Here is a 16,840-nt window from a genome sequence, read left to right as displayed (position 1 = left end):
GAATTAGGCTAATAAAGCAGTGGCTTCTGTGTATTCAAGATTTAAAGCGTGGGCAACTTCTTTACAAACCAGTTTGCCGTGGATCACGTTCAAACCGTTCAGTAAGTGTTTGTCCTGTAGCAGGGCTTGTTTGTAACCTAAGTTGGCTAGTTTCAGGATGTATGGCAGGGTGGCGTTATTCAGTGCAAATGTTGAAGTACGCGCAACAGCACCAGGCATGTTTGCAACACAGTAATGTACTACGTCATCAACGATGTAGGTTGGATCTTGGTGAGTTGTCGCGTGCGATGTTTCAACACAGCCACCTTGGTCAATTGCCACGTCAACGATCGCGCTGCCTGGTTTCATGCGAGAAATCATATCGCGAGTAACCAGTTTAGGTGCCGCAGCACCAGGAATTAACACGCCACCGATCACTAAATCAGCCTCAACGACATGACGCTCAATCGCGTCTGCAGTCGAGTAGATAGCTTTAACTGCTGAGCCAAATTGTACGTTTAAACGACGCAGGGCATCGATGCTACGATCTAGAACAACCACGTCAGCGCCCATACCTACAGCCATTTGCGCTGCGTTGGTACCGACCATACCACCACCGATAATAACGACTTTAGCAGGTTCTACACCTGGAACACCGCCTAACAGCATGCCACGACCACCTGAAGATTTTTCAAGTGCCATTGCACCGGCTTGAATTGACATACGGCCAGCCACTTCAGACATAGGTGCTAATAACGGTAAACCGCCACGGTCATCGGTCACTGTTTCGTATGCAATACAGACTGCACCACTTTTAATTAAATCTTCAGTTTGCGGTAAATCCGGCGCTAAATGCAGATAAGTGAATAAAATCTGGTCGTGACGCAACATAGCGCGTTCTACTGCTTGAGGCTCTTTTACCTTTACAATCATTTCGGCTTTCGCAAAAACTTCAGCGGCAGTTGCTAAAATTTCAGCGCCAGCATCAATATAATCTTGATCTGAAAACCCAATACCCGTACCCGCATTTGTTTCAACGAATACTTCATGACCTTTAATTGTCAATTCACGCACGCTTGAAGGAACCATACCAACGCGATACTCGTGGTTTTTAATTTCCTTTGGTACACCAATTATCATTTTGAGCCTCAATTGCCTGAAAAACCCACTATTAATGGGTATATTTGTTATTTTATCGTGACCTGAACGTGATTAATTCAGGGGTTTCTAGTATAGTATTGGTCACGCAGTTTATGCTGCTGTACTTTCGACTTACGTAGAATAAAATATTGTTTTAGCGATAAAGCAAGGTTAAAAAAATGGCATATAATAAAAAGAGTCCTGTAAAAGACTTGGATCGCATCGATCGCAACATTCTTAATGAATTACAAATTGATGGCCGCATTTCAAATGTAGAACTATCTAAAAGAGTTGGCTTAAGTCCAACTCCGTGTTTAGAAAGAGTGAAACGTCTCGAAAAGCAAGGTTATATCAACGGCTATACGGCTTTGGTTAACCCGCATTTTTTAGGTGCATCCCTACTGGTTTTCGTAGAAATCACATTAAGCCGTGATACCCCAGAAGTTTTTGATAAATTCAATCGTGCAGTTCAACTGCTGGATGATATTCAAGAATGCCATCTGGTGTCTGGTGACTTTGATTACCTATTAAAAACTCGCGTTTCTGACATGTCGGCTTACCGCCGATTGCTCGGTGAAACATTACTGAAATTGCCTTCAGTTTCTGACACTCGTACTTACGTAGTGATGGAAGAAGTCAAACACACCAGTCGTGTTGCGATTAATCATCTGCTCTCTGATAACTAATACCCTTACCAGTTGTAAATAAGGGGCCGACTAGGCCCCTTATTTATTTTCTGCATCTTACCTATCTGGGCTTTAACCTTTCTGTAAGCTTTTATGCTGCTTTATATGGCGGCAGAGACACTGTTTTGAATGCCATGAAATGTACAATATCTTATGGAAAGCTGAACCTAGGCTGTCAAAGTCGAAAGGTTTATTATTTTTGCGGTTAAAATTTGGCTAATGCCTAGAATTCTTGGGATAAAAGGGCCTAAGGTGCTCCACATTTAGCGGGATTCTGGTATCGTTAGTCTACCTGTTTCAATTTTTTATGGATTACCTCGTTTGTCTCAAGGAAATAGTGTACGCACGCTCTCTGGCCTGCAGCGTCTGCTCGAAGGTGGACTGTTTATTTGCTGTGTTTTAGCCACCTATATATTACTCGCATTAACCAGTTTTAGCCCCTCGGACCCTGGATGGAGTCAAGCCCATTTTCAGGGTGAAATTAATAACTGGACCGGCGCCGTGGGTGCTTGGTTAGCCGACATATTGCTCTACTTTTTCGGGGTTACAGCCTACATCATGCCGCTTATTGTCGCTTCTACAGGCTGGTTGTTGTTTAAGCGCGCCCATGATCTCCTCGAGGTTGATTACTTTTCCGTTGCGCTACGCATTATCGGTTTCTTGCTGTTGATCCTCGGTTTTTCAGCCTTGGCGAGCATGAATGCCAATAATATTTACGAATTTTCGGCGGGCGGTGTTGCGGGTGATGTCATTGGCCAAGCCATGCTGCCCTATTTTAATAAGCTAGGCACCACCTTGTTATTGTTATGTTTCCTTGGTTCGGGTTTTACGCTGTTAACTGGGATCAGTTGGTTAACTGTGGTTGAAAAAGTGGGGGCTGCAACCATCTGGTGTTACAACCAGCTTAAACGTTTACCTCAGTTGTTTAAGCGTGAAAATGAAACCGAAGATACACGTGGTTTCATGTCTGTAGTCGATAAGTTTAAGCAGCGCCGCGATTCACAACACTTAATCGACAACGAAAAATTTGAACCCCAGCCAAAGCGTTTTATTAAAACTGCGCCTTCGGTAACGACTGAACCAGAAATAGATTTTAATACCGACTTAACTGATGAAAATGCCCAACAGGGCATTATCACTGAGCCAAGTTCTGGCGGTAAGTTGTCAGCCCTTGCGAAGATTTTAAGCCTAAATGGTGCCAAGAAGTCCAAAGCTAAAGAAACCGTGGTACAACGTGTTGAACCACAAATTGATAAATCAATTGCCGCAGATGAGCACGGACATTTTGACGCGCCGCCATGGGTTGCAGGTGCAGATGAGCGTCTAGATTTCCAAGATGAGTCTGAATTCTCCACGAACGGCTTTGATATCGATGACGACGAACCCGTCTTTAATCCCCAAGCCTTACATGATGAAGACGATGATGAGGGCTTTAACGATGACGATGTCATCGATTTTGATACTAAGGCATCAACGGGCGCGGTAACGCAGAAACAGCGTATTAAGGAAGCGCCTAAGGCAAAAATTGTCGATGGTATCGTGGTGCTACCAGGCCAAGATAAACCTGCTGTTGTAGTGCCAAAAGATCCATTGCCGAGCATCAGTTTACTTGATGTGCCAAATCGTAAGAAAAACCCAATCAGTCCAGAGGAGTTAGAGCAGGTTGCTCGTTTGGTTGAAGCAAAATTGGCCGATTTTAATATTGCTGCCACAGTGGTCGGTGTTTATCCAGGACCTGTGATCACCCGTTTTGAGCTTGATTTAGCGCCAGGCATTAAAGCCTCTAAGATTTCGAACCTCGCTAACGACCTAGCCCGTTCTTTACTTGCAGAACGTGTCCGTGTGGTTGAAGTCATTCCAGGTAAATCCTATGTGGGTCTGGAGCTGCCAAATAAATTCCGCGAAACCGTGTTTATGCGCGACGTGCTTGACTGCGCTGCATTTACCGAGAGCAAGTCTAACCTGACTATGGTGCTGGGGCAGGATATCTCTGGCGAGCCAGTGGTGGTTGACCTAGGTAAGATGCCGCACTTACTGGTCGCGGGAACCACGGGGTCGGGTAAATCGGTTGGTGTTAACGTGATGATCACAAGCCTCTTATATAAGTCAGGCCCAGAGGATGTCCGATTCATCATGATCGACCCTAAGATGCTTGAATTATCGGTTTACGAAGGCATTCCGCATTTATTATGTGAAGTTGTTACCGACATGAAGGAAGCGGCTAACGCACTTCGGTGGTGTGTTGGTGAGATGGAGCGTCGCTACAAATTAATGTCTATGATGGGCGTTCGTAACATCAAGGGCTATAACGCGAAAATCGCCGAGGCTAAGGCTAATGGTGAAGTGATTTTAGACCCAATGTGGAAGTCCTCCGATAGCTTTGAGCCAGAGGCTCCTGAACTTGATAAACTGCCTTCTATTGTTGTGGTGGTAGATGAGTTCGCCGACATGATGATGATTGTCGGTAAAAAGGTTGAAGAGCTCATTGCCCGTATCGCCCAAAAGGCGCGTGCTGCAGGGATTCACTTAATTCTTGCCACACAACGTCCGTCGGTTGATGTGATCACTGGTTTAATTAAGGCGAATATTCCCACCCGTATGGCCTTCCAAGTGTCATCGCGTATCGACTCGCGGACTATCTTGGATCAGCAGGGCGCAGAAGCGCTACTCGGGATGGGCGACATGTTATATCTGCCACCGGGTACAGCTAACCCAAACCGTGTGCACGGCGCTTTTATCGATGACCATGAAGTTCACCGTGTGGTTGCGGATTGGTGTGCACGCGGTAAACCGCAATACATTGATGAAATCTTAAATGGTGTCAGTGAAGGCGAGCAGGTGCTGTTGCCGGGTGAAACCGCCGAGTCTGATGATGAATACGATCCACTGTACGATGAAGCTGTTGCCTTTGTGACCGAAACCCGCCGTGGTTCTATTTCAAGTGTGCAACGTAAGTTTAAAATCGGTTATAACCGTGCCGCGCGCATTATTGAACAGATGGAAATGCAGGGCGTGGTTTCTGCTCAGGGCCATAACGGTAACCGTGAAGTGTTAGCGCCACCAGCGCCTAAACACTATTAATGGTAGAAACCATTGTAATAACAATTTTTTGCTGATGTATGTTCAGCTAAACGTCATTTTCAACCAGCGATACTGCTTTTGTTTATGACGTTTAGTTCAAAGGATAAATATGAGAAAACTGTTGTGCGCTGTGCTGTTATCGCCTTTATTTTACAGCAATGCTGTGTACGCCGATGATGCTAAATCATTACGCGATACCTTGCTTAAAACCGATTCACTGAAAGCGAACTTCAAGCAAACTGTAACCGATGTGAATCATAAGCTGATTCAGTCGGGCGAAGGGGTTTTTGCGCTTGCTCAACCTAATCAGTTTTATTGGCACTTAACGGCGCCAGATGAGTCGCAAATTGTTGCCGACGGTAAAGATTTGTGGATTTACAATCCCTTCGCTGAAGAAGTGATGATCATGGATTTTGCCCAGGCAATTAATGCATCACCGATTGCGTTGTTAGTGCACAGAGACGATGCGACTTGGTCTAAGTATTCAGTAAATCGTAAACAAGATTGTTTTCAAATCAGTCCTAAGGTAAAGGATGCCGGCATTAGTGCGGTGAATGTGTGTTTTAAAGATACAAAACTCACCCAATTTACGGTTCTGGATGATAAAGGCAACTTAAGCCAATTTGATTTAAGTGGTCAACAGACAATTAGCTCAGCTGATAAGGCATTGTTTAAGTTTGTGCCGCCGGCGAATGTTGATATCGACGATCAGCGTAAAATAACTGCCGTAAGGTAAAGGTGTGACAAGTCTATCCTTTGATTTTGCACCCGATTTTCGTCCCTTAGCGGCGCGTATGCGTCCAAGGACGATTAGCGAATACATAGGACAATCCCACTTATTGGGAGAGGGGCAACCCCTGCGCAAAGCATTAGAAGCAGGGCGTGCCCACTCTATGATGCTGTGGGGGCCTCCTGGCACGGGCAAAACCACACTTGCCGAACTTATCGCCCATTATTCCAATGCCCACGTCGAGCGTATTTCGGCGGTAACATCCGGCGTTAAAGAAATTCGTGGTGCCATTGAGCAGGCTAAAGCCATTGCCCAATCCCGCGGCCAACGAACTTTACTCTTTGTCGATGAAGTCCATCGTTTTAATAAGAGTCAGCAGGATGCTTTTTTACCTTTTATTGAAGACGGCACAGTCATTTTTATCGGCGCTACCACCGAAAACCCGTCCTTCGAAATCAATAATGCGTTGCTCTCTCGTGCAAGGGTTTATCTTATAAAACGCCTAGAACAGGATGAGATTGTCCACATCATCCAGCAGGCATTAACCGATGCTGAGCGTGGCTTAGGTAATCGGCAGTTAATGATGCCTGAGGCTGTGCTCAATAATCTGGCCCAGCTTTGTGAGGGCGATGCACGCAAGGCGCTTAATCTGCTGGAACTTATGAGTGATATGGTCGCTGATGGCGGCAGTTTCACCCAGGAGATGCTGGTTCAGGTCGCAGGCTATCAACTCGCGGCCTACGATAAAAATGGCGATCAGTTTTACGATCTCATTTCGGCGGTACATAAATCGATTCGCGGTTCATCCCCCGATGGCGCGCTGTATTGGTACTGCAGAATTCTCGAGGGCGGCGGCGATCCGCTTTATGTGGCAAGACGCTTACTTGCCATTGCATCTGAAGATGTGGGTAATGCCGACCCCAATGCCATGACAGTGGCGCTTAATGCTTGGGATTGTTTCCACCGCGTGGGGCCCGCGGAAGGTGAGCGTGCCATTGCTCAGGCGATTGTCTATTTAGCGAGTGCGCCTAAGAGTAATGCGGTGTACACGGCCTTTAAGGCGGCGAGGGCACTTGCCCGTGAAACTGGCCAAGAAGCCGTACCGTATCACCTGCGCAATGCGCCAACTAAGCTCATGGCCGAAATGGGCTTTGGGGCTGAGTACCGTTATGCCCACGATGAACCTAATGCCTATGCCAGCGGTGAGAATTATTTTCCTGAGTCCCTTAAGAATGCACGTTTTTACTATCCGACCGAGCGTGGATTTGAGAAGCGTATCAAGGATAAATTGGCGCAATTAGCCCAATTCGATGAGGCTTCTGGGACAAAAAGGTATGAATAATCTCCTACTTGTGGCCCTTGGTGGTTCCATTGGCGCGGTTTTTCGCTATCTTATTTCAATATTCATGATCCAAGTATTTGGCAGCAGTTTTCCTTTTGGTACACTGTTGGTCAATGTCCTCGGTTCATTTTTAATGGGCGTCATTTACGCACTGGGACAAATGAGTCATATCAGCCCAGAACTCAAAGCGTTAATAGGTGTTGGCCTCTTAGGTGCTTTGACAACGTTTTCAACCTTTTCGAATGAAACCTTGTTGCTGATGCAGCAGGGATTATGGTTGAAGGCCGTTTTGAATGTGGTGCTGAACCTAAGCCTATGTTTATTTATGGTTTATCTAGGTCAGCAACTGGTTTTTTCTCGCATTTAACTATTAAGAATATATCACATGTTAGATCCTAAATTTTTGCGCAACGAATTAGCTGTGACCGCTGAGCGATTAGCTACCCGTGGCTTTATTCTCGACGTCGCTCATCTTACTCAATTAGAAGAAAAACGTAAGTCACTGCAAGTGGCGACAGAAGAGCTTCAAGCATCCCGTAACGCGATTTCTAAATCCATTGGTCAAGCAAAAGCCCGTGGTGAAGATGTTGACGCTATCATGGCGCAAGTTGGGGATTTAGGTACGCAGTTAGATGCGAAGAAAGTGGAACTGGCCGCGGTACTTGAAGAAGTGAACGCGATTGCCATGTCTATGCCTAACCTACCGGACGAATCTGCGCCAGTCGGCGCCGATGAAAAGGAGAACGTCGAAGTTCGCCGTTGGGGCACACCACGAAGCTTTGATTTTGAAGTGAAAGATCACGTTGCCATTGGTGAAGGTCTCGAAGGTTTAGATTTTAAAAACGCGGTTAAGATCACTGGCTCTCGTTTCATCGTGATGAAAGGTCAAATTGCGCGCTTAAACCGTGCATTAGGCCAATTCATGTTAGATCTTCATACTAACGAGCACGGTTATACCGAAGCTTACGTGCCATTACTGGTTAACGAAGCAAGCTTATTAGGTACAGGTCAATTACCAAAGTTTGGTGAAGATCTGTTTCACACTAAACCTGCGACCGAAGAAGGCCAAGGCTTAAGCTTAATCCCAACTGCAGAAGTGCCATTAACAAACTTAGTGCGCGATAGCATTGTGGATGAAGACGAATTACCACTTAAACTCACTGCGCTAACTGCGTGTTTCCGTAGTGAAGCCGGCTCTTACGGTAAAGATACCCGCGGCCTTATTCGTCAGCACCAGTTCGACAAAGTGGAATTAGTGCAACTGGTGAAACCTGAAGAGTCAATGGCAGCCCTTGAAGCCTTAACTCAACACGCAGAAACCGTACTGCAGCGTTTAGGTCTGCCATACCGCACTGTTATCCTGTGTACCGGTGACATGGGCTTTGGTTCAAGCAAAACCTACGATATCGAAGTCTGGTTACCTGCTCAAAACACATACCGTGAGATTTCTTCATGTTCTAACATGAAGGATTTCCAAGCCCGTCGTATGCAGGCCCGTTACCGTGCTAAATCGGACAACAAACCTGCACTGCTACACACACTGAACGGTTCAGGTTTAGCCGTGGGTCGTACCTTAGTGGCCATTCTTGAAAACTATCAAAACGCTGACGGTAGCGTGACTATTCCAGAAGCACTACGTCCTTATATGGGCGGGTTAACTCAAATCGGTTAATCGAGCTAAAAGGACGCCATGGATAAAGGTCAACGTTATTTTCGTTGGCTTTCCTATACTGCAGTCATCGCGGTGTTCATCGCCGTGATGTTGGCAACCTTAGGTAAGGCCGTATTGATCGTTTTAGAAAACGTGAATTAAGCAGTTTGAATGACTGTACCAAACAAAAAAGGCATGTAGAAATACATGCCTTTTGTTTATCTATTGAATGCTAACTTATGTAAGCAATCATTAGATGCATTTGGCAGGCTTTGGTAATCCGGCGATTTTAGTTGCCTGTTTTGCTGGGCCCACTGGAAATAAGGTATATAGGTATTTAGAGTTACCTTTCTCTGGTCCCATGCTTTGGCCAATGGCTTTAACCAATACTCGAATAGCGGGGCTGGTCTTAAACTCAAGGTAAAAATCACGGACAAAATTGATCACTTCCCAGTGGGCACTGGTCAGTTCAATTTGTTCCTCTTGGGCTAACAGAGGCGCCATGTCAGGATGCCAGTCGGCGACATTCTTTAAATATCCCTGATGGTCACGTTCAATTTCAACACCGTTAAATAGCAGCGGATTTACCACGTTATCACCTTATTGTGTAAAAGGGATTGAGCGACAAAGTCATTGTAATCAATCGTTGTCACATTTTTGAGTCGCTCGCTTAAACCGCGGGCAATCACATCATCTTTTAATACCATCACCTTGAAGGGTGAGAGCGCCATGGCCCATTGGCGAAGCAAAAGGGCATTGATTCCATCACCTGAAAGTAAAATCGCATCTTCCTTTAAGGCGTAGCGTAAACACAGTTTAAGTGCGCTATCACGGCTAGGGGAGGTTTGAATATGGTGTAAAATCATCAGAATACTAAGACCTCATCCACGGATGTTAAATGGGCTGAAATGGTTTCGTCATTGAGGATTTCAACGGGGATTGACAGCAGACTATGGCTTAAACCGAAATCTGCGAGGGATTGCTTACAAGCATACACAGAATCAATATCGTAAAAGGGTAAAGCCTTGAGTGTGGCGAGGTAATCCTTGCCGCCAATCAGCTCGCTCTGTTGATCTTTGAGTAAATGCAGTACGCCTTCATCCACAAAGATAAGACTGACTTCTTGCTCGAAGGTGGCACTTAATAGGGCAAAGTCTAAAGCTTCACGCCCCTTGCTGGTTCCGTGGGGGGCGCTTCGGAACATAACGCAGATTTTTTTCATAAAATTTCCGAAGATTAGAAACACATCAGGCGGTCAGCCGCTTCAATACCGGTTACTAGTTCACCGAGGCCGCCCATGACAAAGGAGCTGCCAACATTCCAGTGGGGTAAACCATTTTCCTTAGATTCCTGCTCCGATACAATGCCTCGTCTCAGCGCAGCCGAGACACAGTTCACCAAGGATACCTGATGCTCAAGGGCAAGTTGTTTCCAGGCGGCGACAATATCAAACTCATCGGATGCGGGAAGATTAAAATCCGTGGTGTTATAGACCCCGTCTTGATAGAAGAATACGCAGTGGATTTCATGGCCACTCGATAACGCGGCTTGAGTGAATCGCAAGGCTGAGTGACTTGCCGACGTGCCGTAGGCTGGTCCATTCACTTGAATAATAAATTTGCTCATCATAAAAAAAATGACCCTAAAAGTAGGGCCATTTTAGCGTAAGTTTCCCAAAAAAGGGATTAATCATCGTTACCCATGCCCAGTAAATGCAAAATCGCCATAAACAGGTTTAAAAAGTCCAAATAAAGCGAGATGGTTGCACGGATGTAGTTGGTTTCACCACCATTCACTATTCGGCTAGTATCGAACAGGATAAAGCCTGTCATCAGCAGCGCAAGACCTGCGTTAATCGCCATAAAGGCAACGCTGTTACCCACGAAGATATTGATGATAGACGCCGCAATCACCACGATTAAGCCCGCGAACAGGAAGCCACGCATAAAGGAAAAATCCTTTTTGGTGGTGACCGCATAGGCAGAAAGAGCAATAAAAATGACTGACGTCAGGCCAAGGGCTTGCATGATAAGCTCTGAGCCGTTGGTCATGCCCGCATAATGATTCAGCATGTATCCTAAAGATGCACCTTCCATTCCTGAAAAGGCAAATACCCAAAAAATACCTGCAGCCGTGTCAGCTTTACGAAGGGTGACGAATAATAACACGAGACCACCGATTGATAGGCCCAATGACATTAAGGGGCCAATATTAATCGCCATTGCAAGACCTGCACACAATGCAGAGAAGGCAAGGGTCATGGCCAGTAACAGGTATGTATTTTTAAGAAGTTTGTTCACTTCAAGTGTGGTGGCACTCGTTGAGTACAAGGTTTGCTGTGTCATATCTTTCTCCATTAAGTGGGAAATCCCTACTAAGGCGATTACCGCTAAAAACAATCATGCTATAGCGTTTGATTTTTATTGCTGATGGGAGTTCCCCACCTATGCCAATCTGTCTTGCTTATTGCTTTTGGTACCGACTCGTTTTAACAACGTCTTACTTGCATAGTATCCAATTTGCAATAAGTATCAGAGTAATGTTGTTAATAACCGATTGTAAAGACAGTTTTTTTAATCTGTTTTATACCGTAATAAGCGATGCATTCCAATCGAGTGATGTCGGCTAAGGTTGCTGATAAGCCTATGTTCTCAGTATCTCTCAAGACAAGTTAAGCAAAAGTGAATTAAATCAAACTGAATTGCGCCATCCAAAAGGTTTAGGCTAACCATTCACGATGCAACTTGTCGGTATCTCCTAAATACTCCAGCACCCAAGCAAGGGCGGGAGACATTTTGTCAGCATTCCAAGCAAGACAACAGGGGCTTGTGTGCTTTGGATTTTCGAGTTGCTTTTCAATTAATGCGCCCGCTTTAATAAAAGGACTTGCCAAATGCAGCGGCATATAACCGATGCCAAGGCCTTCGCGGAAACAATTAATAGCCCTGATCCAATCGGGCACCACTAAACGGCGTTGATTCTCAAGCAGCCACGTCATGCGTTTAGGGATTTCGCGGGAGGTATCCTCAAGGCAAATTGAGGGGAATTCTCGTAATTCACTATCGGTCAATGGGCGGTCAATACCGGCGAGGGGATGATTTTTACTGACAAGAAACGCCCATTCAATATCGCCCATGTCTTTGTATTGATAGACACCACCAACGGGTATCGCAGTAGTTGCGCCGATGGCAACATCACTGCGCCCAGTGGCAAGGGCTTCCCACACACCGTTGAACACTTCAATACGGATAATGAGCTCGATGTCATGAAAATGGCGATAAAAATCCGCAATTAATACGCTGATACGATCAGCACGAACAATGTTATCTAGTGCTATAGAAAGTGTTGGTTGCCAGCCATTGGCGATTCTTTGGGTACTGCGCTTCATTTCATCCATTTGGGAGAGGAGTTGTCTGCTCTGTTTGACGAAATGCTCCCCTGCAGTGGTTAAGCTCACACTACGGTGATGGCGCTCGAACAAAATCACCCCCAATTCTTCTTCAATTTGCTTTACCGCATAACTCACAGCAGAGGGCACCTTGTGGAGTTGTGACGCCGCCGCAGTGAAACTCCCCACTCGAGCAACGATATCAATCAGTTCTAATGCTTGTTCAGAGAGCATAACCTTGACTCCATTGGTTTGAAAAATATTGAAGGCTTTGTTCAAAAATAAACGTTTCTCATTGCCATAACAAGTCTCTAGACTGCGTGGCACGATCTTTTTTAACAGTTTAACTTATGACTACTACCAAAAATACCGCTGTAAATTATACCTTTTATATATTCCTTCTGTATTTATCCCTGTTAAGCATGTTGGGCTTTATTGCCACTGACATGTATTTGCCTGCATTCAAAGCAATTGAAAGCTCTCTTGATGCCACGACCTCTCAGGTGGCATTCTCATTAACTAGCTTTTTGGCTGGTCTTGCGCTTGGGCAATTCCTATATGGTCCATTAGTTCACCATTGGGGTAAAAGACGGGCGTTGGTGTTTGGATTAAGTGTTTTTGCACTTTCGAGTTTAGTGATTGCAATTAGTGACAACATACTGTTGTTTAATGCAGCGAGGTTTTTTCAAGCCATTGGTGCATGTAGTGCAGGGGTGATTTGGCAGGCGATTGTCATTGAAAGGTATGATGCGAAACGCGCTCAGGGCATCTTTAGCAATATCATGCCTTTAGTTGCGTTATCTCCGGCTTTGGCCCCGATTTTAGGGGCGTATGTATTAGCGGTCCTAGGTTGGGAAGCCATCTTTATTAGCTTAAGTGCTATTGCAGTATCGCTCATATTGTTGACTGTTTACTTTGTTCCTAAACCTATCACAGACAACAGTGAGCCTAGTTCTGATGCGGTTTCCTACAAGGCACTCTTTGGAAATACTCACTATATTGGCAGTGTTGTTATATTCGGTGCTTGTTCAGGTGCTTTTTTTGCTTATCTTACTTTATGGCCTGTGGTGATGGCACAGCATGGGTATGATGCTGATGCTATTGGATTAAGTTTTATCCCTCAAACAATCATGTTTATGGTGGGCGGTTTTGCGAGTAAAAAGCTGATCACTATTCTTGGAAGTGAAAAGGCGCTAAATGTACTGCTTGTGCAATTTGGTGTGTGTGTTGCCGCGATTGTGCTTTTTAGCATAGTGATAAAGGTCGACAGCATTTATCCACTGCTGATTTCATTTTCAATTATGGCATCAGCCAACGGAGCGATATATCCTATCGTCGTCAATAATGCGCTGCAGCAATTCAAGCAAAATGCTACTAAAGCCGTAGGGTTGCAGAATTTTTTACAGATCAGTATCGCCTTTGGTGCATCAAGCCTAGTCGCTTTGTGGGCACAATCGGGGGAAGTTGCCATCGCTTGGGGCATTTTAGGCTGCGCACTATTAGTGTGTGCAGGTTATCGCTTACAAAAGTCTCATGATTGGGATGAGATTAATGGCTGCTTTACCACGCCAGATCCAGCTCGATTAAGTCATTGTGATGATTTTGAGGGAAAATAGCGCAAATTGAGCGTGTTGTGAGCAAACGATGCAAAAAACTCAGTTAGGGCTTTACAGCCATAAAACTAACTTATATTATTCGCGTCGTTCGGAGGGGTGGCAGAGTGGTTTAATGCACCGGTCTTGAAAACCGGCGTGGGTTTATAGCCCACCCAGGGTTCAAATCCCTGCTCCTCCGCCATATTCTACGGAAAAGCCATCAGCAATGATGGCTTTTTTGTTATTTGTTTTATTATGCAATTTGAACCCTAGGGTTCCTGATTTTAAGCGCCGCTCCTGCGTCATATTCCACGTAAAGACCATCAGCAATGATGGCTTTTTTGTTATTGGTTTTGATTAGGTCATTTGAACCCAAGGGTTCCTGATTCTAAGCGCAGCTCCTGCGTCATATTCCACGTAAAGGCCATCAGCGATGCTGGTTTTTTTGTTATTGGTTTTATTATGTTATTTGAACCCTAGGGTTCCTGATTCTAAGCTCAGCTTCACTGCCTTGCAGTAATAAAAAGGGGATATGTATCATCCCCAATTAATATTAATCTGCTTAGCTATATCGCTTTTAGCTTGTATTTCACCAGTTCAAGCGCGAGCTGTGCATAAAATGCCTCGGTATTAGACGGCGCATTAGCAGCAGTTAGGCCCTGAATTTCTAACAATCCCAGATAATCATCACGATTGACCACAAAGAATTGCCGTTTAAAGGGCAAAAGCAGAAGTTTAGGATCTGTAGCACTGAATGCCTGTGCCTCAGTAAGGTCAGTAAACCAGTGGTTGAGCAGGGTATCGCAGCGGCGAAAATGAAATACCCCCCCTAGGTCTAAACACAAATCTTCACTCAAGTCTTCGACAAAATTGTCATTACTCATCTTATCCAAAGCCGCAGCCGACAGCACTCTCTGACAATGATTAAAGTCATTAAAGCCAATCTGGCGTGATAGTAATAATTGGCAGTGTTTGAGCTGGAGCTCACTGGGTTCAATGCCGACTTTTTTGCAGTATGCACTGACTTTTACCAATGATTCTGGATCAGACGCTAAGCAGGACTTAAGCAGCTTTTTGGCGTGGAATTTGACTTACAACAGGGCGCTTTCAGCATTTAAAAGGGTGAAAAAAGATGGTTTTGTGGTATTCACGCACAATTCTCCTCAGTTTTGTTGGCATTTCCGCTAAGCCCAACCAATTGAAATTGTCGTGTAATGCAAGATAAGCGAGGTATCAAAATTACTCAGAGTGATGTCATCTTCTGCGGATAGGCGTCTCTGCAGCCCTTTAGCCATTATTTTAATTAATGCCGATTAAGTCAATCGCTGTTTTCGATCTATACGCCCTACATCATCTGTTTGAATTATTAAGTGTTAAATACTGGTGAAAATGCGTCACAGCGCATGTTTCAAGTGGGTAAGGTTAACCTTGCCGATGTTAAAAAAATCCCCCATACTTGATAAAAATAATATTGTAATACTATTGAGCTATAGTAATATTGTACTACTAAATAAAATTCACTCTACCTGCGTGTTTTTACAGTACGCAGAGATAAAAAAGTACGGGGATGCGAATGTCTAATGTTTTAGGTTCTTACGCATTAGGACTGGATTACGGTTCTGATTCGGTGCGTGCGTTACTGGTTGATACCCAAACCGGCGCAGAGGTAGCGACAAACGTTGTTTACTACCCTCGTTGGAAAAAAGGGCTCTTTTGCGATCCGACTAAAAATCAATTTAGACAACATCCCCTTGATTATATTGAAAGTTTAATTGAAGTGGTTCAAGGCCTTTGGGCAAAAGCGCCGCAGGGTGCCGCTCAAAAAGTGTGTGGTTTAAGTGTCGATACTACAGGCTCGACGCCGATTGCTGTTGACGAAATGGGTACCGCACTGGCTCTTAAACCAGAGTTTGCCGAAAACCCAAATGCGATGTTTCTGCTGTGGAAAGACCACAGTGCGATCTTAGAAGCCCAGCAAATTACTGCTGCGGCGAATGCATCGAGCGAAAACTACCTCAAATACGAAGGTGGTATTTATTCATCCGAGTGGTTCTGGGCAAAAGCTCTGTATGTACTGCGTCACGACAGTGATGTAAGAGACGCGGCCTACAGCTGGGTTGAGCACTGCGACTGGATCACAGCCATCATGACTGGCACGAACCATCCAAACCAATTCAAGGCGGGTCGCTGCGCCGCGGGTCACAAGGTCATGTGGCACGAGTCATGGAACGGTTATCCACCAAATGATTTCTTCGTTGGTATCGACCCACTGTTAAATGGTCTGCGCGACCGTTTACCAGCCGACACTCAAACTGCTGATAAAGTGTGCGGCACCTTGACAGCAGAGTGGGCACAAAACCTAGGCCTATCGACCGATGTTATCGTGTCTTTCGGTTCATTCGATTGCCACGCAGGAGCGGTAGGCGCGAACGTTAAACCAGGCGTGCTGACTAAGGTTATGGGTACTTCAACCTGTGATATTACCGTTGCCAGCTACGAAGACATTGGCGATCGCTGCATTAAAGGTATTTGTGGCCAAGTAGATGGCTCAGTATTACCGGGTTTAATCGGTCTTGAAGCGGGTCAGTCAGCCTTTGGTGATTTATACGCCTGGTTCAGAGATTTAACCACTTGGCCTATCAAGCAAATCAATACTTCTTCGCTTTTTGACGAAGACGTCAAAGCCAAGCTGATTGAGCAATTAGAAAACGAAACGTTGGCGCAACTCGGTAAGGCAGCAGCCTTAATTCCTGTTGGCGAAACCGGTATTACCGCACTCGATTGGGTGAACGGTCGTCGCACCCCTGATGCTGACCAATCGGTTGCGATGGCGATCAGCGGTTTAACTATGGGTAGCCATGCTCCGCAGGTATTTAAAGCCTTAGTTGAAGCCACTGCCTACGGTGCTCGTGCAATTATCGAGCGCTTTAAAGAAGAAGGCGTAACGATTGATCATGTCGTGACCATCGGCGGTATCTCCAAAAAATCAGATTTTATTATGCAGACCTGCGCCGATGTGTGGAACTGCAACATCGATGTACTGGAAAGCGAGCAAAGCTGTGCCCTAGGTGCGGCCATTTACGCTGCAACCGCTGCCGGCGTATACCCAGATGTATTAAGTGCGCAGGCGGTAATGGCATCAAGTGTTGAGAAAACCTACACGCCAAACCCTGTAAATGCAGACAAATATCAATCGCTGTACCAAGACTATTTAGCGCTTGGCAAATATGTAGATGGAGCGAAATAAG

At 45.3% G+C, this 16,840-nt stretch carries 17 protein-coding genes and 1 tRNA gene; 10 read left to right on the top strand and 8 right to left on the bottom strand.

Translation table 11 applies throughout. The features are described 5' to 3' along the window. Window positions 1–3: 3 nt before the first annotated feature. On the bottom strand, window positions 4–1,119 hold the full coding sequence (gene ald, locus K0H61_RS09590; protein ID WP_220048919.1) for an alanine dehydrogenase: 1,116 nt from the start codon (window positions 1,117–1,119) through the stop codon (window positions 4–6). Between the two features lie 179 nt (window positions 1,120–1,298). Between ald and lrp the strand changes: the two genes are divergently transcribed. From lrp to K0H61_RS17830, 7 genes are all read left to right on the top strand, one after another. Beyond that, on the top strand, window positions 1,299–1,805 hold the full coding sequence (gene lrp / locus K0H61_RS09585) for a leucine-responsive transcriptional regulator Lrp (protein ID WP_220048917.1): 507 nt from the start codon (window positions 1,299–1,301) through the stop codon (window positions 1,803–1,805). 321 nt (window positions 1,806–2,126) lie between these two features. Continuing rightward, window positions 2,127–4,886: a DNA translocase FtsK gene (locus K0H61_RS09580; RefSeq protein WP_220048915.1), complete on the top strand. Its 2,760-nt coding sequence runs from the start codon at window positions 2,127–2,129 to the stop codon at window positions 4,884–4,886. Window positions 4,887–4,995: 109 nt separating this feature from the next. Further along, entirely contained in the window at window positions 4,996–5,622 is a 627-nt protein-coding gene (gene lolA / locus K0H61_RS09575; protein ID WP_220048913.1) for an outer membrane lipoprotein periplasmic chaperone LolA, read from the top strand. A 4-nt stretch (window positions 5,623–5,626) separates the two neighbouring features. Beyond that, on the top strand, window positions 5,627–6,958 hold the full coding sequence (locus tag K0H61_RS09570; protein ID WP_220048912.1) for a replication-associated recombination protein A: 1,332 nt from the start codon (window positions 5,627–5,629) through the stop codon (window positions 6,956–6,958). Next, entirely contained in the window at window positions 6,951–7,325 is a 375-nt protein-coding gene (gene crcB, locus K0H61_RS09565; protein WP_220048911.1) for a fluoride efflux transporter CrcB, read from the top strand. The genes K0H61_RS09570 and crcB overlap by 8 nt, the downstream gene beginning before the upstream one ends. An 18-nt stretch (window positions 7,326–7,343) precedes the next feature. Next, complete coding sequence (gene serS / locus K0H61_RS09560) at window positions 7,344–8,630, top strand: serine--tRNA ligase (RefSeq protein ID WP_220048910.1); 1,287 nt, start codon at window positions 7,344–7,346, stop codon at window positions 8,628–8,630. An 18-nt stretch (window positions 8,631–8,648) separates the two neighbouring features. After that, on the top strand, window positions 8,649–8,771 hold the full coding sequence (locus K0H61_RS17830) for a hypothetical protein (protein ID WP_258405933.1): 123 nt from the start codon (window positions 8,649–8,651) through the stop codon (window positions 8,769–8,771). Window positions 8,772–8,861: 90 nt separating this feature from the next. Here the strand turns inward: K0H61_RS17830 and K0H61_RS09555 are convergent, their stop codons facing one another. From K0H61_RS09555 to punR, 6 genes are all read right to left on the bottom strand, one after another. After that, window positions 8,862–9,200 (bottom strand): TusE/DsrC/DsvC family sulfur relay protein, encoded by a 339-nt coding sequence (locus K0H61_RS09555; RefSeq protein WP_220048909.1) that lies wholly within the window; start codon window positions 9,198–9,200, stop codon window positions 8,862–8,864. Beyond that, window positions 9,194–9,475 carry a sulfurtransferase complex subunit TusB gene (gene tusB, locus K0H61_RS09550; RefSeq protein ID WP_220048908.1) on the bottom strand — a complete coding sequence of 94 codons (282 nt, stop codon included), beginning with the start codon at window positions 9,473–9,475 and terminating at the stop codon, window positions 9,194–9,196. The genes K0H61_RS09555 and tusB overlap by 7 nt, the downstream gene beginning before the upstream one ends. After that, on the bottom strand, window positions 9,475–9,831 hold the full coding sequence (gene tusC / locus K0H61_RS09545) for a sulfurtransferase complex subunit TusC (protein WP_220048907.1): 357 nt from the start codon (window positions 9,829–9,831) through the stop codon (window positions 9,475–9,477). The genes tusB and tusC overlap by 1 nt, the downstream gene beginning before the upstream one ends. A 14-nt stretch (window positions 9,832–9,845) precedes the next feature. Continuing rightward, window positions 9,846–10,235, bottom strand: a complete 390-nt coding sequence (tusD, locus tag K0H61_RS09540) for a sulfurtransferase complex subunit TusD (protein ID WP_220052615.1) — start codon at window positions 10,233–10,235, stop codon at window positions 9,846–9,848. A 59-nt stretch (window positions 10,236–10,294) separates the two neighbouring features. Beyond that, entirely contained in the window at window positions 10,295–10,954 is a 660-nt protein-coding gene (locus K0H61_RS09535; protein WP_220048906.1) for a Bax inhibitor-1/YccA family protein, read from the bottom strand. A gap of 374 nt (window positions 10,955–11,328) precedes the next feature. Beyond that, window positions 11,329–12,231 carry a DNA-binding transcriptional activator PunR gene (gene punR / locus K0H61_RS09530; protein ID WP_220048905.1) on the bottom strand — a complete coding sequence of 301 codons (903 nt, stop codon included), beginning with the start codon at window positions 12,229–12,231 and terminating at the stop codon, window positions 11,329–11,331. A 116-nt stretch (window positions 12,232–12,347) separates the two neighbouring features. Between punR and punC the strand changes: the two genes are divergently transcribed. Both punC and K0H61_RS09520 read left to right on the top strand, forming a co-directional pair. Further along, entirely contained in the window at window positions 12,348–13,613 is a 1,266-nt protein-coding gene (gene punC, locus K0H61_RS09525) for a purine nucleoside transporter PunC (protein WP_220048904.1), read from the top strand. Between the two features lie 90 nt (window positions 13,614–13,703). Continuing rightward, window positions 13,704–13,794, top strand: a tRNA-Ser gene (locus tag K0H61_RS09520). A 364-nt stretch (window positions 13,795–14,158) separates the two neighbouring features. Here the strand turns inward: K0H61_RS09520 and K0H61_RS09515 are convergent. After that, window positions 14,159–14,476, bottom strand: a complete 318-nt coding sequence (locus tag K0H61_RS09515) for a hypothetical protein (RefSeq protein ID WP_220048903.1) — start codon at window positions 14,474–14,476, stop codon at window positions 14,159–14,161. Between the two features lie 689 nt (window positions 14,477–15,165). On the opposite strand from K0H61_RS09515, the gene K0H61_RS09510 reads away from it, so the two are divergent. Next, the gene (locus K0H61_RS09510) at window positions 15,166–16,839 is read left to right on the top strand and encodes a ribulokinase (protein ID WP_220048902.1); all 1,674 of its coding nucleotides are present in this window, start codon (window positions 15,166–15,168) and stop codon (window positions 16,837–16,839) included. Window position 16,840: the final 1 nt, after the last annotated feature.

Source organism: Shewanella acanthi (assembly GCF_019457475.1).
Classification (GTDB): Bacteria; Pseudomonadota; Gammaproteobacteria; order Enterobacterales; family Shewanellaceae; genus Shewanella; species Shewanella acanthi.
This window is presented reverse-complemented; position numbering and strand designations above follow the sequence as displayed.

Bases quoted from the DNA above. Each gene is read 5' to 3' on its own strand.
- K0H61_RS09535 (WP_220048906.1), bottom strand. From the start codon at position 10,954: ATGACACAGCAAACCTTGTACTCAACGAGTGCCACCACACTTGAAGTG.
- K0H61_RS17830 (WP_258405933.1), top strand. From the start codon at position 8,649: ATGGATAAAGGTCAACGTTATTTTCGTTGGCTTTCCTATACTGCAGTC.
- punR (WP_220048905.1), bottom strand. From the start codon at position 12,231: ATGCTCTCTGAACAAGCATTAGAACTGATTGATATCGTTGCTCGAGTG.
- serS (WP_220048910.1), top strand. From the start codon at position 7,344: ATGTTAGATCCTAAATTTTTGCGCAACGAATTAGCTGTGACCGCTGAG.
- lrp (WP_220048917.1), top strand. From the start codon at position 1,299: ATGGCATATAATAAAAAGAGTCCTGTAAAAGACTTGGATCGCATCGAT.
- lolA (WP_220048913.1), top strand. From the start codon at position 4,996: ATGAGAAAACTGTTGTGCGCTGTGCTGTTATCGCCTTTATTTTACAGC.
- K0H61_RS09510 (WP_220048902.1), top strand. From the start codon at position 15,166: ATGTCTAATGTTTTAGGTTCTTACGCATTAGGACTGGATTACGGTTCT.
- K0H61_RS09515 (WP_220048903.1), bottom strand. From the start codon at position 14,476: ATGAGTAATGACAATTTTGTCGAAGACTTGAGTGAAGATTTGTGTTTA.
- crcB (WP_220048911.1), top strand. From the start codon at position 6,951: ATGAATAATCTCCTACTTGTGGCCCTTGGTGGTTCCATTGGCGCGGTT.
- punC (WP_220048904.1), top strand. From the start codon at position 12,348: ATGACTACTACCAAAAATACCGCTGTAAATTATACCTTTTATATATTC.
- ald (WP_220048919.1), bottom strand. From the start codon at position 1,119: ATGATAATTGGTGTACCAAAGGAAATTAAAAACCACGAGTATCGCGTT.
- tusC (WP_220048907.1), bottom strand. From the start codon at position 9,831: ATGAAAAAAATCTGCGTTATGTTCCGAAGCGCCCCCCACGGAACCAGC.
- tusB (WP_220048908.1), bottom strand. From the start codon at position 9,475: ATGATTTTACACCATATTCAAACCTCCCCTAGCCGTGATAGCGCACTT.
- tusD (WP_220052615.1), bottom strand. From the start codon at position 10,235: ATGAGCAAATTTATTATTCAAGTGAATGGACCAGCCTACGGCACGTCG.